This is a genomic window from Noviherbaspirillum denitrificans (assembly GCF_002211445.1).
Classification (GTDB): Bacteria; Pseudomonadota; Gammaproteobacteria; order Burkholderiales; family Burkholderiaceae_D; genus Noviherbaspirillum; species Noviherbaspirillum denitrificans.
The window spans coordinates 3608808-3629529 of record NZ_LSTO01000001.1 but is presented as its reverse complement, the minus strand read 5'-3'; the positions used below and the strand labels follow the sequence as shown (position 1 = coordinate 3629529).

Annotated in this window: 22 protein-coding genes and 1 pseudogene; 16 read left to right on the top strand and 7 right to left on the bottom strand. The window is 59.8% G+C overall.

Going from position 1 to position 20722, the window contains the following annotated elements; genetic code table 11:
- From AYR66_RS30145 to AYR66_RS17530, 7 genes and pseudogenes are all read left to right on the top strand, one after another.
- Positions 1 to 124, top strand: a pseudogene (locus AYR66_RS30145) (L-threonylcarbamoyladenylate synthase); the annotation flags it as partial.
- A 54-nt stretch (positions 125 to 178) separates the two neighbouring features.
- Positions 179 to 838, top strand: a complete 660-nt coding sequence (locus AYR66_RS17555) for a site-2 protease family protein (protein WP_088708578.1) — start codon at positions 179 to 181, stop codon at positions 836 to 838.
- A gap of 5 nt (positions 839 to 843) precedes the next feature.
- The gene (locus AYR66_RS17550) at positions 844 to 2046 is read left to right on the top strand and encodes a tryptophan--tRNA ligase (RefSeq protein WP_088708577.1); all 1203 of its coding nucleotides are present in this window, start codon (positions 844 to 846) and stop codon (positions 2044 to 2046) included.
- A 10-nt stretch (positions 2047 to 2056) separates the two neighbouring features.
- Positions 2057 to 2617 carry a class I SAM-dependent methyltransferase gene (locus tag AYR66_RS17545; RefSeq protein WP_234814929.1) on the top strand — a complete coding sequence of 187 codons (561 nt, stop codon included), beginning with the start codon at positions 2057 to 2059 and terminating at the stop codon, positions 2615 to 2617.
- Between the two features lie 80 nt (positions 2618 to 2697).
- The gene (dapA, locus tag AYR66_RS17540) at positions 2698 to 3576 is read left to right on the top strand and encodes a 4-hydroxy-tetrahydrodipicolinate synthase (protein WP_088708576.1); all 879 of its coding nucleotides are present in this window, start codon (positions 2698 to 2700) and stop codon (positions 3574 to 3576) included.
- 52 nt (positions 3577 to 3628) lie between these two features.
- Entirely contained in the window at positions 3629 to 4780 is a 1152-nt protein-coding gene (gene bamC, locus AYR66_RS17535) for an outer membrane protein assembly factor BamC (protein WP_088708575.1), read from the top strand.
- Between the two features lie 9 nt (positions 4781 to 4789).
- Positions 4790 to 5569 (top strand): MBL fold metallo-hydrolase, encoded by a 780-nt coding sequence (locus AYR66_RS17530; protein ID WP_088708574.1) that lies wholly within the window; start codon positions 4790 to 4792, stop codon positions 5567 to 5569.
- Between the two features lie 70 nt (positions 5570 to 5639).
- Here AYR66_RS17530 and AYR66_RS30140 read toward each other — a convergent pair whose 3' ends face one another.
- Both AYR66_RS30140 and AYR66_RS17520 read right to left on the bottom strand, forming a co-directional pair.
- Complete coding sequence (locus AYR66_RS30140) at positions 5640 to 5912, bottom strand: hypothetical protein (RefSeq protein ID WP_088708573.1); 273 nt, start codon at positions 5910 to 5912, stop codon at positions 5640 to 5642.
- A 220-nt stretch (positions 5913 to 6132) separates the two neighbouring features.
- On the bottom strand, positions 6133 to 7254 hold the full coding sequence (locus AYR66_RS17520) for a ribosomal protein uL16 3-hydroxylase (RefSeq protein ID WP_088708572.1): 1122 nt from the start codon (positions 7252 to 7254) through the stop codon (positions 6133 to 6135).
- Between the two features lie 135 nt (positions 7255 to 7389).
- Between AYR66_RS17520 and AYR66_RS17515 the strand changes: the two genes are divergently transcribed.
- Positions 7390 to 7935, top strand: coding sequence for an FKBP-type peptidyl-prolyl cis-trans isomerase (locus tag AYR66_RS17515; protein WP_088709885.1), 546 nt, complete (start codon positions 7390 to 7392; stop codon positions 7933 to 7935).
- Between the two features lie 54 nt (positions 7936 to 7989).
- Here AYR66_RS17515 and AYR66_RS17510 read toward each other — a convergent pair whose 3' ends face one another.
- The 4 genes from AYR66_RS17510 to AYR66_RS17495 all read right to left on the bottom strand — a co-directional run bounded on the left by AYR66_RS17510 (position 7990) and on the right by AYR66_RS17495 (position 13967).
- Complete coding sequence (locus AYR66_RS17510; RefSeq protein WP_088708571.1) at positions 7990 to 8916, bottom strand: hypothetical protein; 927 nt, start codon at positions 8914 to 8916, stop codon at positions 7990 to 7992.
- Positions 8913 to 11525: a DNA mismatch repair protein MutS gene (mutS, locus tag AYR66_RS17505; protein ID WP_088708570.1), complete on the bottom strand. Its 2613-nt coding sequence runs from the start codon at positions 11523 to 11525 to the stop codon at positions 8913 to 8915. The genes AYR66_RS17510 and mutS overlap by 4 nt, the downstream gene beginning before the upstream one ends.
- Positions 11526 to 11734: 209 nt before the next feature.
- Positions 11735 to 13069, bottom strand: coding sequence for a DEAD/DEAH box helicase (locus AYR66_RS17500; protein WP_088708569.1), 1335 nt, complete (start codon positions 13067 to 13069; stop codon positions 11735 to 11737).
- Between the two features lie 106 nt (positions 13070 to 13175).
- Positions 13176 to 13967: an inositol monophosphatase family protein gene (locus AYR66_RS17495; protein ID WP_088708568.1), complete on the bottom strand. Its 792-nt coding sequence runs from the start codon at positions 13965 to 13967 to the stop codon at positions 13176 to 13178.
- 120 nt (positions 13968 to 14087) lie between these two features.
- On the opposite strand from AYR66_RS17495, the gene AYR66_RS17490 reads away from it, so the two are divergent.
- Positions 14088 to 14849 carry an RNA methyltransferase gene (locus AYR66_RS17490; protein WP_088708567.1) on the top strand — a complete coding sequence of 254 codons (762 nt, stop codon included), beginning with the start codon at positions 14088 to 14090 and terminating at the stop codon, positions 14847 to 14849.
- Between the two features lie 43 nt (positions 14850 to 14892).
- Here AYR66_RS17490 and lexA read toward each other — a convergent pair whose 3' ends face one another.
- Positions 14893 to 15549, bottom strand: coding sequence for a transcriptional repressor LexA (lexA, locus tag AYR66_RS17485; protein ID WP_088708566.1), 657 nt, complete (start codon positions 15547 to 15549; stop codon positions 14893 to 14895).
- 260 nt (positions 15550 to 15809) lie between these two features.
- On the opposite strand from lexA, the gene rpsF reads away from it, so the two are divergent.
- From rpsF to AYR66_RS17450, 7 genes are all read left to right on the top strand, one after another.
- Entirely contained in the window at positions 15810 to 16178 is a 369-nt protein-coding gene (gene rpsF / locus AYR66_RS17480) for a 30S ribosomal protein S6 (RefSeq protein ID WP_088708565.1), read from the top strand.
- An 18-nt stretch (positions 16179 to 16196) separates the two neighbouring features.
- Positions 16197 to 16499: a primosomal replication protein N gene (priB, locus tag AYR66_RS17475; protein WP_088708564.1), complete on the top strand. Its 303-nt coding sequence runs from the start codon at positions 16197 to 16199 to the stop codon at positions 16497 to 16499.
- Positions 16500 to 16514: 15 nt separating this feature from the next.
- Positions 16515 to 16799: a 30S ribosomal protein S18 gene (rpsR, locus tag AYR66_RS17470; RefSeq protein ID WP_007882558.1), complete on the top strand. Its 285-nt coding sequence runs from the start codon at positions 16515 to 16517 to the stop codon at positions 16797 to 16799.
- A 27-nt stretch (positions 16800 to 16826) separates the two neighbouring features.
- Entirely contained in the window at positions 16827 to 17279 is a 453-nt protein-coding gene (gene rplI / locus AYR66_RS17465; protein ID WP_088708563.1) for a 50S ribosomal protein L9, read from the top strand.
- 157 nt (positions 17280 to 17436) lie between these two features.
- Positions 17437 to 18846: a replicative DNA helicase gene (locus AYR66_RS17460; RefSeq protein WP_088708562.1), complete on the top strand. Its 1410-nt coding sequence runs from the start codon at positions 17437 to 17439 to the stop codon at positions 18844 to 18846.
- 96 nt (positions 18847 to 18942) lie between these two features.
- Positions 18943 to 19569: a DUF47 domain-containing protein gene (locus tag AYR66_RS17455; protein ID WP_088708561.1), complete on the top strand. Its 627-nt coding sequence runs from the start codon at positions 18943 to 18945 to the stop codon at positions 19567 to 19569.
- Positions 19570 to 19655: 86 nt separating this feature from the next.
- Positions 19656 to 20663 carry an inorganic phosphate transporter gene (locus AYR66_RS17450; RefSeq protein ID WP_088708560.1) on the top strand — a complete coding sequence of 336 codons (1008 nt, stop codon included), beginning with the start codon at positions 19656 to 19658 and terminating at the stop codon, positions 20661 to 20663.
- Positions 20664 to 20722 lie beyond the last annotated feature (59 nt).

The following is a 20722-nucleotide window of genomic DNA, read 5'->3' as shown; positions in this document are numbered from 1 at the left end:
GATCGAACTGGTGATCGACGGCGGCGCATGCCACCTCGAACCGACCACCGTCATCGACCTGACCGGCGACGAGCCGGTACTCCTGCGGCAGGGACGCGGCGACGCGTCCGTGTTCGGTCTCTGAATCCGCGCCCGCCTCGCGAGGCGGACATCTTTCCCCCTCTGATAGAATCCCGCAATGGATGAGATTATTCAAACGATTGCAGTGTATGCACTGCCGGTAATCTTCGCGATTACCTTGCATGAGGCGGCACACGCCTACGCTGCGCGTTACTTCGGCGATTCGACGGCCTACATGCAGGGCCGCATGAGCCTCAACCCGATCAAGCACATTGACCCGTTCGGCACCCTGATCATTCCGGCAATCCTGTACATCGCCACTTCCGGCGCATTTCTTTTCGGTTATGCCAAGCCGGTACCGATCGATTTCGGCAACCTGCGCAAGCCCAAGCGCGACATGGCATGGGTGGCGCTGGCCGGACCAGGGGCGAATTTCGTGATGGCCTTGCTATGGATGATTTTTGCGATTGCCCTTGGCCTTGGCGGCGTGGAAGAGCCGTTCTTCCTGCGGATGGCGCAGGCGGGCGTGCTGAGCAACCTCGTGATGTTCGCCTTCAACCTGTTCCCGATTCCGCCGCTGGATGGCGGCCGCGTGCTGACCAGCATCCTGCCTAACCGCTGGGCTTACAAATTTGCGCAAATCGAGCCATACGGCTTTTTCATCGTCATGGGCCTCGTCCTCATGAAGGTGTTGTACTTCTGGATGGCGCCGGTCATGCTGATTGCGCATGAGGCACTGAAGCTGATTCTTTTTCCCCTGACCATTTTTCTGAGCTGAACATTATGTATCCCGATCGCGTAGTTTCCGGCATGCGTCCGACAGGTGCCATGCACCTTGGCCACTATCACGGCGCACTCAAGAACTGGATCAAGCTGCAATCCGAATTGCCTTGCCTGTTCTTCGTCGCCGACTGGCATGCGCTGACGACCCATTACGACGATCCGAGCATCATCGAAACCAGCACCTGGGACATGGTGATTGACTGGCTTGCGGCCGGTGTCGATCCGTCGCAGGCGACGATTTTCATCCAGTCGAAGGTGCCGGAACACGCGGAACTGCACCTGTTGCTTTCCATGGCCACGCCGCTCGGCTGGCTGGAGCGCGTGCCGACCTACAAGGACCAGCAGGAAAAGCTCGCCGACCGCGACCTCGCCACCTACGGCTTCCTTGGCTATCCGCTGCTGCAGGCCGCAGACGTGCTGATCTACCGCGCCAGCCAGGTGCCGGTGGGCGAAGACCAGATTCCGCACATCGAAATGATGCGCGAGATTGCACGCCGCTTTAACCACCTCTATGGCAAGGAAAAAGGCTTCGAGGAAAAGGCGCAGGAAGCCATCAAGAAGCTCGGCAGCAAGCGCGCGCGCATGTACACCGAACTGCGCACCGCCTACCAGGAGCAGGGCAAGGCTGACGCGCTGGAGCAGGCCAAGGCCATGCTGGACGAAACGCAGAACCTGTCGATGATCGACCGCGAGCGCCTGTTCGGCTATCTCGAAGGCAGCCGCAAGATCATTCTCGTCGAACCACAGGCCAAGCTGACTGAGGCATCGCGCCTGCCTGGCCTCGACGGGCAGAAGATGTCCAAGAGCTACGGCAACACGATCACGCTGCGCGAGGATAAGGAATCGGTTACCAAGAAGGTCCGGACCATGCCGACTGACCCGGCGCGCGTGCGCCGTACCGACCCGGGTGATCCGGAAAAATGCCCGGTGTGGCAGCTGCACCAGGTCTATTCCGACCAGGACACGAAGGACTGGGTGGTGAAGGGCTGCAAATCCGCCGGCATCGGCTGCCTCGAATGCAAGCAGCCCATCGTCGACGCCGTCCTGAAGGAGCAGGAGCCGATGCAGGAGCGCGCGCAAAAGTATCTCGACGATCCCTCGCTGGTCCGCGCCATCGTTGCCGACGGTTGCGAGAAGGCCCGCAAGCTGGCGCAGGAAACGATGCGCGACGTGCGCGACGCGATGGGCCTCGGCTACGACTGAGCACCGGCAAGTGGCTTCCCAAGGCATCACAGGGACGCCTTCGGCCTGGGTGGCGCGATTCGCGCCACTGGTGCCGGAAGGCGAAGTACTCGACCTTGCGTGTGGAGGAGGGCGCCATGCGCGACTTTTCGCTGCCAAGGGGCACCCTGTTCTAGCTGTTGATCGCGACCTCGCAGCACTTGAGTCGGCAGGCGGCCAGGGCATTGCGACCCGCGCCTTCGACCTTGAGGCGGAGGACATGGAATGGCCATTCGAGGAGAGCAGGTTCGCCGGCATCGTCGTGACCAACTACCTGCACCGCCCGCTCTTCCCGCATCTCTTCCGCAGCCTCGCGCCGGGTGGCATTCTCCTCTATGAGACCTTTGCTGCCGGCAATGAGCAATTTGGCAAGCCTTCCAATCCTGCCTTCCTGCTGCGGCAGGGAGAGCTGCTTGAGCGCGTGGCCGAAGAAGACGGCCTTCGTGTCATCGCATTCGAGGATGGCTACGTTGATGGACCGAAGGCGGCGATGGTCCAGCGTATCTGCGTGTTGAAACCACTGGCAGAACCCCGCCTGTGCCGCATTGCCTGAGCCCGATTTCGGCCCCTGTTGCCCCACGGGAGCAGGCTATCCGCTACAATCAACCTTTTATTTCTTTACCCGATAACATCATGATCCAGGGCAGCATAGTCGCCATTGTCACCCCCATGCACGCAGACGGCAGTCTCGACCTGCCGGGGCTGCGCAAACTGATCGACTGGCACATTGCCGAAGGTACCGACGGCATCGTCATCGTCGGCACAACCGGCGAGTCGCCGACGGTCTCGGTTGAAGAGCACTGCGAACTGATCAAGATCGCTGTCGAGCACACCGCCAAGCGAATCCCGATCATCGCTGGCACGGGTGGCAACTCGACCACCGAAGCGATCGAACTGACGCAATACGCTAAGAGCGTCGGCGCCGATGCCTCCCTGCTGGTTGTTCCCTACTACAACCGCCCGACGCAGGAAGGCATGTACCTGCACTTCAAGAAGATCGCCGAGGCTGTCGACCTGCCCGCGATCCTCTACAACGTGCCCGGCCGCACCGTTGCCGACATGTCCAACGAGACGATCCTGCGCTTGGCAGAGGTTCCGGGAATCATCGGCGTCAAGGATGCAACCGGTAACATCGCACGCGGCAGCGACCTGATTCGCCTTGCGCCGAAGTCGTTCGCCGTGTATTCCGGCGACGATGCGACGGCGATGGCGCTCATGTTTTGCGGCGCCAAGGGCAATATTTCCGTCACCGCCAATATCGCCCCACGCGGCATGCACGACTTATGCGCTGCGGCGATGGCCGGTAAGGTGGCCGAAGCGGTTGCGATCAACAACAAGCTGCTGCCGCTGCATAACAAGCTCTTCGTCGAACCGAACCCCGTCCCCGTGAAGTGGGCCATGGCGGAAGTGGGACTGATCCCGTCCGGCATCCGCCTGCCGCTTGCGCCGCTGGGCGAGGGCTACCACGAGACGGTACGCGCGGCCCTGCGCGAGTCCGGTGTATTACAATAAGCGCCGCCTTCGGTCCGGCAGTCAAGCAGACATCACCTCAATCAGCAACGACATGACAATTCGAAAGAACACGCGTATCGCTCAACGTGGACTCATTTTCGGGCTGGCGATCGCCGGCCTCGCCGGCTGCAGCAGCATCGGATCGGTACTGGAGCCGGATCGCGTCGAGTACAAGAGCGCCGGCAAGGCGCCTTCGCTGGAGGTGCCGCCGGACCTGACCCAATTGCAGCGCGAGAATCGTTACGCCATTCCGGAAGCAAATCGTGGCACGGCCACTGCTTCGACCTACAGCCAGCAGCAGACTGCGCGTCCGACTGCACCGTCGGCAGCAGTGGCAGTAAAGACGACGGCAGACATGCGCATCGACCGCGCGGGCAACCAGCGTTGGCTAGTCGTCAACCAATCCCCTGAAGCGCTGTGGCCGCTGGTGAAGGACTTCTGGCAGGAGTCTGGTTTCCTCATCAGCTATGAAGTGCCGCAAGCCGGCGTGATGGAAACCGACTGGGCAGAGAATCGCGCCAAGATTCCGCAGGATTTCCTCCGCAATGCGCTCGGCAAGGCATTGGACTCGCTGTATTCGACCGGTGAGCGTGACAAGTTCCGCACCCGCCTCGAACGCACCGCCGATGGCGCGACCGAAATCTACATCAGCCATCGCGGCATGCAGGAAGTGATCGTCGGCCAGCAAAAGGACAGCACGATGTGGACGCCGCGCCAGTCCGATCCGGAGCTCGAGGCCGAATTCCTGACGCGCCTGATGACCCGTCTCGGTGTCGAAGCGACGCAGGCACGGACGACGGTCGCGAACGTTGGACTGCAACCGTCCCGCGCCAAGCTGGTCAAAGGCACGAGCGGCGGCTACGTAGAGGTGGATGAAGGGTTCGACCGCGCATGGCGCCGCGTCGGCTTGGCGCTTGACCGCGTCGGTTTCACGGTGGAAGACCGTGATCGCGCCCAGGGTATTTACTTCGTTCGTTATGTCGATCCGGATGCTGACCAGAAGAAGGCATCGGAAAAGGGTTTCCTTTCGCGCCTGTTTACATTCGGTTCGGATGACAGCGCGAAGTCGGCAGCACGTTATCGCATCTCGGTGAAGGCCGCGGGCGGTGCCAGCCAGGTGTCGGTGCTGAATGCCGAAGGCCGCCCGGATTCTTCGCAAACCGCGGACCGGATCCTGTCGCTCCTGAATGAGCAACTCAAGTAAGTATATCTATTGAAATTTGCAAGTCTTGGAAGCGGTAGTGAAGGCAACGCGCTTCTGATCTCATCCACATCCGGCACGACGGGCACCACCGTCATGCTGGATTGCGGATTCCCCATCCGCGAAACCGAGCGGCGCCTGCAATCCAAGGGCATGACGCCCGTTGACCTGGCCGCAATCGTCGTCACCCACGAACATCAGGACCATGTCGGCGGCGTATTCAAATTTGCTCGCCGCCATCACATCCCTGTCTGGTTGAGTTTCGGCACGTACCAAGCTGTGCAAAAGCACGCCGATGGAGTCGATATCCATTTTTGCCGCGACGGCGACAGGCTGGCCATTCGCGATCTAGAGCTGGTTCCCTACACTGTTCCGCATGACGCGCGCGAACCGGTGCAGTATGTCGTTCATGACGGGCAGTTCCGTGTCGGTGTGCTTACGGATGCCGGCCAGTCCACGCCGCACTTGATACAGGCTCTGGGCGGTTGCGACGCGCTGGTGCTGGAATGTAATCACGACAGGCAAATGCTCGCAAATTCCTCCTATCCATATTCGCTCAAGCAGCGCATCGGAGGAGTATTCGGGCATCTGTCGAACGAGACGGCGGCGGAAATTCTAAGTGCCGTGGATAAGTCGCGCCTGAGAACCGTAGTGGGGGCGCATCTGAGCCAGCAAAACAATATGCCAGAGCTCGCGCGCGAGGCGCTTCACGGAGTGACGGCGGGATCCGGCATCGATGTGATGCTTGCCTGCCAGGAGGAGGGGTTTGACTGGATTCACCTGAAGAAATGATGGATGGCGAATCCTGCGGGCAATAAAAAAGCCGACCAGCTGGTCGGCTTTTTTGTCTAGTAATCGCGGATTACTTCGATGCAGCCGGAGCAGCAGCAGCCGGGGCAGCAGCGTCAGCCGGAGCCGAAGCGGCCGGTGCGGAAGCAGCCGGAGCAGCAGCTTCAGCCGGTGCGGAAGCAGCCGGTGCAGCAGCCGGAGCAGCAGCTTCAGCCGGTGCGGAAGCAGCCGGTGCAGCAGCCGGTGCCGGAGCAGCAGCCGGTGCCGGAGCAGCAGCTTCTTCTTTCTTGCCGCAGGCAGCCAGAGCAACAGCCAGCAGGGATGCGATCAACAGAGACTTTTTCATGGATTTCCCTTTACAAAAATTATTATAAAAACTATGCGATGAATAATTACCGGTAATTATCGCTCTATAGGCGTCTTCGCCCTGCAACATGTTGCATTGCAGTATATCGAAAACTTCCTAATCAACAATTATAGCGTTTTTTTTTGCAACGAGGCGGCCGCGCTTTTCTTTTGGGTAAGGAATTTGTAAGTAATCGCAACATGAAATCTGTTGCCGATGTTCACCGCCACTGCAGCCATCCGTCTTCATGCCATGCATGCAGCGCTTCCCGTACGTCTTCCGATGCGCCGGCCACGTCCTCCGAGTCAAGTTCACGGTGGTCGGCCAGCTTTGCCAGGACACGCCGGTCTGCAGTGCCCGCCACAAATGATTCCCCGTTAATGAATACATGCCGGCCGCGATACAACATGCGCGTCTTGCGCGATAGTTTCACTCCGCGTTTTTCAGCAAGCTGAAGGAATCTGGCGAGCTTCGTTGCACGGGCCGGGTGATCGAAAAAGACCGTCGGCTTCGGCTCCGAGAGGTACTCGCCGAGGAAGATAGCGACGTCGTCGTCGGCAAACTCGATCTTGCGCAGTGTAGACGCGACCTGCGCAAGCATCGCATTCCCGATTTCGGCCGGTTTCGCTGTAGATGGGAGATCCGGGTCGGCGTAGCGTCCGGGCAGTTCAACCGATTCCGACATGAATTGCAGGAAGGCTTCTCCCAGTTCCTGGAAGGACGGCGTGCGGAAACCGATGGAGTAGGTCATGCACTCGCCCTCGGCGATACCGTCATGCGCGTAATGCGGCGGGAGGTACAGCATGTCGCCTGGCTCGAGCACGAATTCCTGTTCGGGCTTGAAGTTCTTCAGGATCTTTACCGGCAGTCCTTCGACCAGCGTCAGGTCCTTTTGTGGCCCGATGCGCCAGCGCCGCTTTCCGTGCGCCTGGAGCAGGAAAACATCGTAGGAGTCGAAGTGGGGCCCGACGCCGCCGGTATCGGTGGCATAGCTGATCATGAGGTCGTCCAGCCGCGCATCAGGGATGAAGCGGAATTGCTGCATCAGCGCATCGGCGCCGTCATGATGCAGGTTGACGCCCTGGATCAGGGTCGTCCATGCCTTCTTGCCGAAGGGCGGCAATTGTTCGAACGGTCCTTTCTTGAGCTGCCAGCGCGTGCCAAAATGCGTGACGAGGCGGGATTCCACATCGTCGCGTGCGGCCATGGCGGCGAGTTCCTCGCGTGTCAGGAGCGGCTGGAAGCCGGGAATGGCCTGGCGGATGAGAAGCGGCTTCTTGTGCCAGTAGTCGCGGAGAAATTGCTGGGGCGTGAGTCCGCCGAGTAGGGGCAGTTTTTTCATTGTCTTCTTCAAGTGGGCATGCCGATTGCTGGTGGGGCGGGACGCGGATCAATCCGGGCGTGGAATCTGTGTTCGCGCAAGTTCCCGCGGCCCGGGCGAGTATAATCCTGAAATGTTGATATGAAAGGACGGCTCATGAAGATCGCCAAGAATACCGTAGTGACGGTCCACTACAAGCTCTCGGATGCGCAAGGCAATCTGATTGAGGAAAGCCGCGAGCCGATGGTGTATCTGCACGGCGGATACGAAAACACCCTCCCCAAGATCGAGGAAGCGCTCGAGGGCAAGGAAGCCGGCTTTGAGACGACCATCCAGGTCGAGCCGGACGATGCTTTCGGCGAATACGATCCCAACCTCATCAAGATCGAGCCGCGCAACCGCTTGCCGGATCCGGTTGAGATCGGCATGCAGTTCGAGGGGACGCCCGACGATACCGAGGGCGGCGACGAGTCGATCATCTTCACCGTTACTGATATCGCGGACGACAAGGTGGTGCTTGACGGCAACCATCCTCTGGCCGGCATGGCCCTGCGCTTTACGCTGAATGTTGCCGGCGTGCGTAGCGCGACGGACGAAGAAGTCGCGCATCAGCATGTCCACGGTGAGCATGGTCATCACCATCATCAAGGCGACGCCGACGGTGATGACAGCGACCAGTTCCGCAGCTATCCGCTGCACTGACGGAGTTACAAACACCGGTCATCACTGCGAGAGGAAGAGGGCGGCCGTACGGAATCAGCGGTTGCCTTCCGATCCTTGCGCAGTGTGAGGCGCAAGCGAAAACAGCTGGCCTTGCCGGCTGCTGACATTCACCTTTACCCAACCGGCAGGCACACTCAGAAAAGCGACGTTGCCTTGCCAGGCGATGGCACTCGCGCTTGGCGAAGCCGCTGCTAGCCCGTGTACCACGAGTATTTTTCCCGAATACTTTCCTGCAAGTCCTGACAGCAGCTTCCTGGTTTCCGCAAAACCGTCGCGCGACGTGCCGGACTGGCGGGGCGGCGCAAGGGGATTGCTGTCACTGAACAGCACGATGCCAGCGGCTTTTTCTCGCTGGGCATAGGTAAAGACGCGGTTCAGCCAGTCGCGGTTGGCAACCAGGCGGTCTTCGAATTCGCTGTTTCTTCCCGCGTCGACCACGTAATTGTTGTTGTTGGACGGCAGGTTGAGCGTGGCGAACATAATGTCGCCGATATGCCACCGGGCATTCTCTGGAAATCCGCGAAACTTCGCGATCGTCGATTGCCGGGTGACCGGAATTCTGCTCGCACCGAGCGAGAAATCATCGAAGAAAAACAGGTCGCGCAGACGTCCAAGCCTTCCGACCGCGGAGGATTTTCCCGATTCAGGCGGGCATCGAGCCCAGTCGCTCGCCGCCAGTGAAACGATCACACCATTACGGGCGTCGTCCAGCAGGGATTTCTGCCGCAGGTAGACTTTGTCAGTGCATGCCGTGCTCGCCGGCTTGATTCCCTGGACGGAAACAAAGGCAAGGTTGTCTGCATCGGTTTCCGCGATGGCGGTTTGCAGCGCTTCGTTTCCGTCGCCCGTGGATGCCCGCGGTTGCGCAATCACGCCAAAGCTGAATTCCAGCGGATCGGCCAGCGCGGGCAGCGCCTGCGTCATGGCAGCGCACAGTGCGAGCAAGCGAATGAGGCTCATTGCTTTGCGGCCAGCGCCTTCAGTCGGTAGAGCGCATCCAGCGCCTCCCGCGGCGTCATTGCATCCGGATCGATGCTGTCAAGTTCTTCTACCAATGCCCCGACGCCTGGATCAATGGCCGGCACTTCTTCCGGCTCGTCGACAACGGCGGCATTTGCTGCAAACAGGTCGAACTGTGGCGTTGCCTGCACTGAATGCGCCTCGAGTGCTGCGAGGTGCTTACGCGCTGCCCGGATCACGTTTTGCGGAACGCCGGCCAGTTGGGCGACCTGCAAGCCATAGCTCTGCGAAGCAGGGCCAGACTGGACTGCGTGCAGGAACACGATGCTGTCCTTGTGCTCAACAGCCGACAGGTGGACGTTGGCCGCCGTCGGATGGCTCTCGGGCAGTTGCGTCAACTCGAAATAGTGCGTCGCGAACAGCGTGAAGCTGCGCGTGGCGTCGATCAGGTGGCGGGCGATTGCCCAGGCCAGTGCCAGGCCGTCGAAGGTAGAGGTGCCGCGACCCACTTCATCCATCAGGACCAGCGATTGTTCGGTTGCGCCATTCAGTATCGCCGCCGATTCGGTCATCTCGACCATGAAGGTCGAACGTCCACCGGCCAGGTCGTCGGCGGCGCCGATGCGCGTAAAGATCCGGTCGATCGGACCGATGACGGCCCGCGAGGCGGGGACGAAGCTGCCGACATAGGCAAGCAGGGTGATCAGCGCGACCTGCCGCATGTAGGTCGATTTACCGCCCATGTTGGGGCCGGTGATAAGCAGCAGCTTGCGTTCGGTATTGAGTTCGCAGTCGTTGGCGATGAAGCGCTCGATCTGGTTCTCGACGACAGGATGGCGGCCCTGTTCGATCAGGATCGCCGGTTCGGGGACGAGATGCGGCGCGCACCAGTTGTTGCGCATTGCATGGTCTGCCAGCGCCACCAGCACATCGAGCTGTGCCAGCGCGTGGGCGATCGACTGCAGCACGCCGATCTGCGGTGCCAGGTCGTTGAGGATCTTCTCGTAGAGATACTTTTCGCGGCTGAGTGCGCGTTCCTGCGCCGACAGCGCCTTGTCCTCGAAGGCCTTGAGTTCGGGCGTGATGTAACGCTCGGCGTTCTTCAGCGTTTGGCGGCGGCGATAGTCGTCCGGCACCTTGTCGGTCTGGCCGTGCGTGACTTCGATGTAAAAGCCATGCACCTTGTTGTACTCGACACGCAGGTTGGCGATGCCTGTGCGTGCACGCTCGCGCGTTTCGAGATCGACGAGGAACTGGCCGGCGTTTTCCGACAGCGCGCGCAGCTCATCGAGCTCGGCATCGAAGCCGCGGGCGATAACGCCGCCGTCGCGCACCATGGCAGCCGGCTCCAGTGCAATCGCGCGCTCCAGCAATTCAAGGCATTCGCCTGGTGTGGCAAGGGAATCATGGATGGCGCGCAGCAGGGGAGCGTCGGAATCCTTGTTGCACATTGCAACGTAAGCGCGCAGCGACGGCAATTGCTGCAAGCCGCCGCGCAGCCCGGCGAGGTCGCGCGGTCTGGCGGAGAGCAGGGCAATGCGCGTGGTGATGCGCTCGATATCAGGCACCGCAGCCAGAGTCGCGGAAAGGCCCGACGAGGCATCCGCGCGCATGAGGGCATTGAGGGCGGCATGGCGCGCCCGCGCGACTTCCTGGTCCCGCTTGGCGTGATGCAGCCAGTGGCGCAGCAGGCGTGAGCCCATTGCGGTACGGCAGTGGTCGAGTTGCGAGAACAGCGTCGGCGCGGAGGTGTTGCCTTCTTGGCCGCGGAGTGTTTCGGTCAGCTCCAGATTGCGCCGGGTCGCGGCATCGAGGCCGATAAATTCATTTTCCGTCTCGACCGCGAGCGTGCGCACATGCTGAAGGCCTTTGCCCTGGGTCGATTGCGCGTACTTCAGCAGCGCCCCTGCCGCGCCAATTGCGGCACCCAGGCCATCGGCGCCGAAACCGCTCAGCGTGGCGACGGACAATTGCTCAAGCAGAGCCTTTTGTCCGGCATTGATATCGAAATGCCAGTCTGGAACAGTGGTGAACTTGCCGGTGGGCGCCTGCTGGGCGAACAGGTCCGCTTGGTCCGCGACCAGGATCTCGGCAGGAGAGACGCGCTCCAATTCCTGCTTGAGGCGCGCATCGAAGGTCTTCGCGTCGCCGGCGAATTCCATCACGCGCAGTGCCCCGCTGGCCATCGACAGCCAGGCGAGTCCCGCAACGATGGTCTTGCGCTGCGTCACGACGTGCAGCGCAAGCAGCGGGCGTTCGGATTTCTCCGGAAGCAGGTCGGCATCGGTAAGCGTACCCGGCGTGATGACCCGCACCACCTTGCGCTCGACCGGCCCCTTGCTGGTTGCGGGATCACCGATCTGTTCGCAGATGGCGACCGACTCTCCAAGCTTCACCAGCTTGGCCAGGTATTGTTCGACCGAGTGGAAGGGCACACCGGCCATCTTGATCGGGTTGCCGTTGGAAGCGCCGCGCTGCGTCAGCGTGATGCCGAGCAGGCGAGCGGATTTTTCCGCATCTTCAAAGAACAGTTCGTAGAAATCTCCCATCCGGTAGAACACCAGCATGTCCGGATAGCCGGCCTTGATGCGTAAATATTGCTGCATCATGGGAGTATGCTTATCCAGCTGGGCGTCGAGTCCAGGCGGCGTTGTTTCGGGAGCCGTTTTCAGCGCAGGTTTCAATGCCATTCCAGTCGTTGTTGTGTCACCAGGCGCGTGTCGCGCACAATCCTCCATTTTAATGGGGATTGTTGCGGACAGGAGGGGGGACGCAGTGCTTGTCGGTGCGCTGCGTCGCTGTGCGGAAAGGCGGTGGCTTACCGGCTGCCGCGGTTGCGACCGGCAGATGCGCCGTCGCCGCCAAGGAGCTTGGAGCCGGTGCGCTTGGATTGAGTCGGCTTGTTGCCGGAGGGCGCCGAGGCAGGGCGGGCGGTCGTCGCTGCGGGCTTTTGCTGGCGCGGACGGTTGCGTCCTCCACCGTCGCCGCTACGCAGCTGGATGGGCTGCGGACGGGCGTTCGGATCGGGCTCGAAACCTGCAATCACTTCGCGCGGCAGCGAGCGCTTGATCAGTTTTTCAATCCCCTTCAGCATGTCGTGCTCATCCACGCAGACGAGCGATACTGCCTCACCGCTTGCACCCGCGCGGCCCGTGCGGCCGATACGATGCACGTAATCTTCCGGCACATTCGGCAGGTCGTAGTTGACGACGTGTGGCAGCTGGTCGATGTCGATTCCGCGCGCGGCGATATCGGTGGCGACCAGGACTTGCAGGGAGCCATCCTTGAATTCCGACAGGGCACGAGTGCGCGCCGACTGGCTCTTGTTACCGTGGATGGCGAGTGCGCTGATGCCTTCCTTGCCGAGTTGTTCGACCAACTTGTTCGCACCGTGCTTGGTGCGGGTGAATACCAGGACCTGCGACCAGTTGTTCGTCTTGACCAGGTGGCTGAGCAACTGGTGCTTGCGGTTGCGGTCGACCGGGTGGATCTTTTGCGCAATCATTTCCGCGGTCGAATTGCGGCGCGCAACTTCGATCATGGCTGGCGAGTTGAGCAGGCCGTCGGCCAGTTCCTTGATCTCGTCGGAGAACGTGGCGGAGAACAGCAGGTTCTGGCGCTGCTGCGGAAGCAGGGCAAGAATACGGCGGATGTCGCGGATGAAGCCCATATCGAGCATCCGGTCCGCTTCGTCGAGGACCAGGATCTCGATGTTCGCGAGACTGACCGTGCCTTGCTGGATGTGGTCGAGCAGGCGGCCCGGCGTGGCGACGAGGATGTCGACGCCCTTGCGCAGCAGGTCGATCTGCGGATTGATGCCCACGCCGCCAAAGATCACGGCCGAGCGCAACTTCAGGTATTTTCCGTAGGTGCGGACGCTTTCTTCCACCTGCGCTGCAAGCTCACGCGTGGGCGTGAGGATCAATGCGCGGACGGTGCCGCGGGCAGCCGGTTTGCCGCCCTTGAGTCGCTGCAGGATGGGCAGGGTGAAGCCGGCTGTCTTGCCGGTGCCGGTTTGTGCGCCGGCGAGCAGGTCGCCGCCGAGCAGCACGGCGGGAATCGCCTGGCTCTGGATCGGCGTGGGCGCGCTGTAGCCCTGTTCGGCGACGGCGCGGACGATTTCATCGGATAGACCGAGTTCGGTAAAGGACATGTGTTCTCTGGAGTGTGTCTGCACGACCGGTACGTAACCGAAGGTGCAAAATGCGCAGCCGGGCAGCTTCAGTGAGCGTCCCGGCTGCAAGGATTGTTCAGGCGGATCAGGCGTAAGGCGACAGCAGGTTTACCATCTGCGCGAAGATCTTGGGCGTGCCTGCGATAATGTTGCCCTTGTAGAGGTAATCGGATTCGCCGGTAAAGTCGGCGACGATGCCGCCCGCTTCGGAAACCAGCAGCGCGCCTGCCGCTGCATCCCAGGGCTGCAAGCCCTTTTCGAAGAAGCCGTCGAGGCGGCCGGCAGCGACATACGCGAGGTCGAGCGCGGCGGCGCCCGGGCGGCGCAGGCCGGCGCATTTTTCGGTCATGATCTTGAACATCTTCATGTACTCGTCCAGGCCTTCCGTACCGCGGAAGGGGAAGCCGGTGCCGATCAGAGAATCGGCCATCTTGTCACGGCGGCTGACGCGAATGCGCTTTTCGTTCAGGTAGGCGCCTGCGCCCTTGGTCGCGGTGAACAGGTCGTTGCGGGTCGGGTCGTACACAACGGCCTGGGTGATCTGGCCCTTCTGCTGCAGCGCGATCGATACGCAGTACTGCGGAAAGCCGTGGATGAAATTGGTGGTGCCATCCAGCGGATCGATGATCCAGACGTTTTCGTTCTCGTCGTGCAGGTTGGCGGAGGCGCCGGATTCTTCGGCGAGGATCGCGTGGTCGGGGTACGCGGTTTTCAGAACTTCAATGATCGCTTGCTCGGCGGCCTGGTCGACTTCGGTGACGAAATCGTTGTGGTTCTTCGTCGTGACCTTGACGCGGTCAATGTCGAAGGAAGCGCGATTGATGATCGACGCGGCGCGGCGCGCGGCCTTCACCGCCGTATTCAGCATGGGATGCATATGGGTTCCGTTAAAATTGCGGTACCGTCGCATACCGCGCGGAACCACAGGAAATCAAGATTAATGAGCGATGCGTCAACAGCCGGTGTACGTCGTTGCCGCAGAATGCCGCTATTTTAAATGAACCAGCCCCAATCCAGTAATTCTCTTTTCAACCGACTGCGCTTCGTCCTGGTCGGAACCAGTCATCCCGGTAACATCGGTGCAACGGCACGAGCGATGAAAACGATGGGATTTTCACAACTTGTACTGGTCAATCCACGATTCCAGGATGCGACAAGGCATGAGGACGCAATCGCTTTCGCGAGCGGGGCGCTTGATGTGCTTGAGGCAGCAAAGGTTGTCGGGTCGATCGAGGAGGCGCTGGACGGATGCAATTTTGCCGCGGCGCTCAGTGCCAGGCTGCGTGAGTTTTCTCCGCCCGTAACGGCGCCGCGTACCTTGGCATCGCAACTCGCTGCGGACGCTTTCCTGAACGCTGCACTGGTCTTTGGAAGCGAGCGCTACGGGCTGCCAAATGAGATCATCGAAAAGTGCAATGTGCTGATCAATATTCCAGCAAATCCGGATTATTCATCGCTGAACCTCGCCCAGGCGGTGCAGCTGCTGGCTTATGAAGCTCGCCTAGCGGAAGTGGGAGACGCCACGCCAGCGTCTCCTGTTGGCTTCCAGGGTGTGGCTGCGAGCCTGGATCAGATCGAGGGCATGTACGAGCATCTCGAACAGGCGCTGGTCGCCGTCGACTTCCTTGATCCCTCCAACCCGAAAAAGCTGATGCCACGCCTGAAGCGCCTCTTTTCCCGTACGCAGCTGGAAACCGAGGAGGTCAACATTCTGCGCGGGATCGCCCGTCAAATCATGCTGAAAACCGGCGCGAAATGAATGCGCCGGTGATTTCCACGAAGCCGGGAGCGGTTGTCCCCGGCTAGCCCCAGGCGCGAAGGAGGCCGACGGCGAGGCCCTCGAGTGCAAAATTGTCTTCCCGTCCGTCTACCACAATCGGTTCGAAGTCCGGATTTTCGGGGAGAAGTTCGATCACGCTACCCGTCTTCCGATAACGCTTGACGGTCACGTCGTCGCCAAGGCGTGCGACAACAATCTGACCATTTTTGGCGGAATCAGCCTTTTTCACTGCTAGTAGGTCACCGTCGAGAATGCCGACATCCCGCATCGATAGGCCGCGAACTTTCAGTAGATAGTCCGGCTTGGCCGAGAACAGCGAGGGATCGACACTGTAGGTCGTCTCGATATGCTCTTGGGCGAGAATCGGTGAGCCGGCCGCTACACGGCCGACGAGCGGCAGGGACAACTGCATCAAGCCCGGATGGGGTAAGGCCATTTGGCGGGCCGTGCGGATGTTGTCGTTTCCCATGTCGCGCAGGCGGATGCCACGCGAGGTACCCGGGGAGATTTCAATGGCGCCCTTGCGGGCGAGGGCTTGAAGGTGCTCTTCGGCGGCATTGGCCGAACGGAAGCCTAGTTCGGCGGCAATTTCAGCCCGGGTGGGAGGGAAGCCTGTATTCTCGATGGCTTCCTTGATCAGGTTCAGGATCTGTTCCTGGCGGGCGGTCAGCTTGATCATGGCGGTCCACTGGGGTTATCCAGTGCTGTGTGCATAAACAGACTGTATTTTTATACAGGATTTCCGCGAATGCAAGCGGCTTCTGTGCTTATTTTTTCCTGATTTGCGCCGAAATTGGCCGGATAAGCTTGGGGAGCGGATAAGCGATTGAAAGCATTGAGTTTTCTTGCCGGTCGGGTTATGATAGCGGGCTTTCCTCTTCCCACACCCGTCTTGACGCCGGGGTGGGCGATTGTTTAATCCGTCCAAAAGGAGAATTCATGCGTCATTATGAAATCGTGTTTATCGTCCATCCGGATCAAAGCGAGCAAGTGCCCGCGATGATCGAGCGTTACAAGGGTATCGTGACCAGCCGCAACGGCAAGGTCCACCGTGTCGAAGACTGGGGCCGCCGCCAGCTGGCTTACATGATCCAGAAGCTCGCCAAGGCGCACTATGTTTGCATGAACATCGAGTGCGACAACGAGACCCTGGCTGAACTCGAAACCGGCTTCAAGTTCAACGATGCCGTCCTGCGCCACCTCACCGTCAAGATGAAGAAGGCCGAGACCGCACCGTCGCCGATGATGAAGGCTGTTCAGAAGGAAGACGCAGCCAAGTCGCAACGTGCAGAGGCATCTGCTGCGTAATTGCAGTCGCTGGGGAGTGTGAACGAGCTTCGCCTGATTGCCGCCATTGCCGAGCGCGACGTGTTGCGCTACACACCGGCAGGCATTCCAATCGTGTCCGCAAGACTGCAGCACAGTTCGGAGCAGGTTGAGGCAAACATCCCGCGCCAGGTTGAAATGGACGTCGCCGCAATTGCCGCAGGCGAGATTTCCGGAAAATTCAACCAGGCTGCTTTAGGGGAAATGTTCCTGTTCACAGGATTCCTGGCACGCAAGAGCCGCAACAGCAAAAGCCTCGTATTCCACGTTACGGATTTCGAGTCAATCACACCAGAACACTAGATACAGGAGCCAAACATGGCATTCGGTAAAAAATTCGACAAGAGCAAACTCAAGCAAAAGCGCCAGCAGCAGAACCCGCTGTTCAAGCGCAAGAAATTCTGCCGCTTCACGGCTGCCGGCGTTGAACAGGTCGACTACAAGGACGTCGACACCCTGAAGGACTTCGTCCAGGAAAACGGCAAGATTATGCCGGCTCGCCTGACCGGCACCAAGGCACACTACCAGCGTCAGGTTGACACCGCGATCAAGCGTGCACGCTACCTCGCGTTGCTGCCGTACACCGATCTGCACAATGCCTAATTGACGACTGAAGAATAGGAGAAAAACATGCAAGTCATTCTGTTGGAAAAAGTCGTCAACCTCGGCAACCTCGGCGACGTGGTCAAGGTCAAGGACGGTTACGCACGTAACTTCCTGATCCCCCAGCGCAAGGCGCGTCGTGCAACCGACGCCGCTGTGGCCGAGTTCGAAACCAAGCGCGCAGAACTGGAAAAGGCAGCAGCCGAGAAGCTGGCAGCCGCACAAGCGCAAGGTGAGAAGCTGAACGGCATGACCGTCCAGATCTCCCAGAAGGCCGGCGTCGATGGCCGTCTGTTCGGTTCCGTGACCAACGCTGACATCGCGGAAGCCGTGACCAAGCAAGGCTTCGCTGTCGAGAAGGCACAGATCCGCATGCCGCAAGGTCCGCTGAAGGTTGTTGGTGACCATACTGTCGCCGTTGCCCTTCACACCGACGTCGTCGTGGACGTGACCGTTTCCGTGCTGGGCGAGCAAGCCTGATCGCTGAAAGCAGTCAATCAAAAAGGCCGGGTTTCCCGGCCTTTTTTGTTGGTCGGAGCACTTGTTTCAAGAGTGCCAAATTTGCATGCCGTTTGATGGAAAATAAAGCGCGTTTGCGCGAGATACAGCCGGAAAAGCATATGGTTAAACGGGTATAATGCGCGCCATGAATAACCGTGACAACCGTGTTACAGACCCGCAAGTCGATGCGCTCCGTATTCCGCCTCATTCCATTGAGGCGGAGCAATCCGTTCTGGGTGGTTTGCTGCTGGATAACGCAGCATGGGACCGCATTGCCGACTTCATCGCTGAAGACGATTTCTACCGGTACGATCACCGCATCATCTTTCAACACATCGTCAAGCTGATCAACAGCTCCAAGCCTGCGGACGTTATTACTGTCTACGAGGCAATGTGTACGAGCGGCAAGGCAGAGGAGGCCGGCGGACTTACCTACTTGAATGCGCTTGCCCAGAACACGCCGTCAGCAGCAAATATCCGCCGCTATGGCGAAATTGTCCGAGAACGCGGCGTCCTGCGCAAACTCATTACAGTGTCGGATGAAATTTCCGGTTCGGCCTTTAACCCGCAGGGTAAGGAAGTCAAACAGCTCCTCGACGAAGCCGAATCAAAGATTTTTGCCATCGCCGAGGATGGCGCCCGCGGCGCGGCAGGGTGGATGGCCATCCAGCCACTGCTGACGCAGGTGGTGGAGCGCATCGACGAACTCTACAACCGCGACAACCAGAACGATATTACCGGCGTGCCAACAGGCTTTATCGACCTCGACCGCATGACCTCCGGCCTGCAGCCCGGCGACATGATCGTCGTCGCAGGACGTCCCTCGATGGGCAAGACCGCGTTCTCGCTCAACATCGGCGAAAACGTCGCCATCGACAGCGGCCTGCCTGTTGCCGTCTTCTCGATGGAAATGGGTGGTGCACAGTTGGCAATGCGTATGCTGGGTTCCGTCGGTCGTCTGGACCAGAGCCGCCTGCGTGTCGGCAAGCTGAATGACGAAGACTGGCCGCGCCTGACGCACGCGATCCAGAAGATGAATGAAGCGCAGCTCTACATCGACGAGACGCCCGCGCTCAGCCCGATCGAATTGCGTGCACGCGCGCGGCGCCTCGCGCGCCAGTGCGGCCGCCTTGGCCTGATCATTGTCGACTACCTGCAGCTCATGTCGGGCAATGGCGGCGGCGGCGAAAACCGCGCGACCGAAATTTCCGAAATTTCTCGAAGCCTCAAGGGGATTGCCAAGGAACTGCATTGCCCGGTGATCGCGCTGTCGCAGCTGAACCGCTCGCTCGAGCAGCGCCCCAACAAGCGCCCCGTGATGTCCGACTTGCGCGAGTCCGGCGCTATCGAACAGGATGCCGACGTGATCCTGTTCATTTATCGCGACCAGGTTTACAACCCCGATTCGCCGGACAAGGGCACCGCGGAAATCATCATCGGCAAGCAGCGTAACGGTCCGATCGGTACCGTGCGCCTGACCTTTCTCGGCGAGTACACGAAGTTCGACAATTACACTGGCGGCAACGCGATCTTCGACAACGAGTAAGACACGGAATTGGTATTCGTCCTTACAAAGGACGATGTGCAGTTGACGCAAATACTGACAAACGAATTGACGATTCAACTTTAAGAGAGCAAAAACATGTTTGGACGATTGATGCCCAACGAGGGCAAGTTCTTCGACCTCTTCGTGCAGCACGCGGACTTGTGTGTCAAGGGGGCGAAGGAAATGGTCGCATTGATGACCAATTTCGACGACCTGGAAAACCGCGTCCATGCGATCGAAAGCATCGAAAAGCAGGCCGACAAGGTAACGTACGAAACCCTCGATATGCTGCACAAGACGTTCATCACGCCGCTCGACCGCGATGACATCCACAAGCTGATCACCAAGCAGGACGACATCCTGGACCTGCTGGAAGATGCGGGGCAGACGATCTCCCTGTATGACATCAAGGCAGTGACGCCCGAAGCCAAGCGCCTCGCTGAACTCTGCCTGTCGTGCACCGAGAAGGTCAAGACTGCGGTCGGCCTCCTGCACAGCATGGACAATTCCGGACAGATCCTGTCGGTGTGCGAAGAAATCGACCGTCTCGAATCGGACGCCGACCATGTGATGCGGGCCGCAATGTCCAAGCTGTTCCGAGACGAACCGGACGTTCGCAACCTCATCAAGCTCAAGGCCATCTACGAAATCCTGGAAACGGTGACCGACCGTTGCGAGGACGTCGCCAATATCATCGAGGGCATCATTGTTGAGAATGCCTGAGCAGAACGCTGCGCAGGTTCTGCGGCTGCTGCCTTGCTGTGGCGGGGCGGTGTGCCGGTCGCTCAAACAAACGAGAACAAAAACTCATGCAAACCCTTGAAATAAGCATCTACACGCTTGCCTTGCTCGTCGTGCTTGCACTCGCGTTCGACTTCATGAACGGCTTCCATGACGCGGCGAATGCGATTGCGACCGTCGTTTCGACGGGTGTATTGAAGCCGCAGCATGCCGTTGCCATGGCGGCGATGTTCAATGTCGTCGCAATTTTCTTCTTCCAGCTAAAAGTGGCGAGCACGGTGGGGAAAGGCACCATCGAACCGGCGGTGGTGGATCATTACGTCGTCTTTGGTGCCCTTGTCGGGGCGATATTCTGGAACGCGTTGACCTGGTACTACGGCATTCCGTCGTCCTCGTCGCATGCGCTCATCGGCGGCCTGGTCGGTGCCGCAGTTGCCAAATCGGGAACCGGCGCACTGATCTCCGGTGGCCTGATCAAGACGATTGCCTTCATCCTGCTGTCGCCGCTGCTCGGCTTTGTGTTTGGCTCGATCCTGATGGTCATTGTCTCGTGGCTGTTCGTCAAGTCGACTCCGCGCCGTGTGGACAAATGGTTCCGGCGTATGCAACTGCTGTCGGCATCGCTGTACAGCCTCGGACATGGCGGTAACGACGCGCAGAAGACCATGGGCATAATCTGGATGCTGCTGATCGCCGCCGGCTATTCGACCGCGACCGACCCGCTGCCGTCGTGGGTAATCATCTGCTGCTACGCGGCGATCGGCCTCGGTACGCTGTTTGGCGGCTGGCGCATCGTCAAGACCATGGGGCAGAAAATTACCAAGCTGAAGCCGGTTGGCGGCTTCTGTGCAGAAACCGGTGGTGCAATCACCCTGTTCCTGGCGACCAGCATGGGCATTCCTGTCTCGACCACGCACACGATTACCGGCGCGATCGTCGGTGTCGGGTCGGCGAGGAAGATGTCGGCGGTGCGCTGGGGCGTTGCCGGCAATATCGTCTGGGCATGGATCTTCACGATTCCGGCTTCCGCCTTCGTAGCCGCCATTGCATGGTGGATCGGGACGAAAATCCTGTAATCGTCACGCAGACCAGAAATAAAAAAGCCGCGCATTGCGCGGCTTTTTCTTTTGGCGGA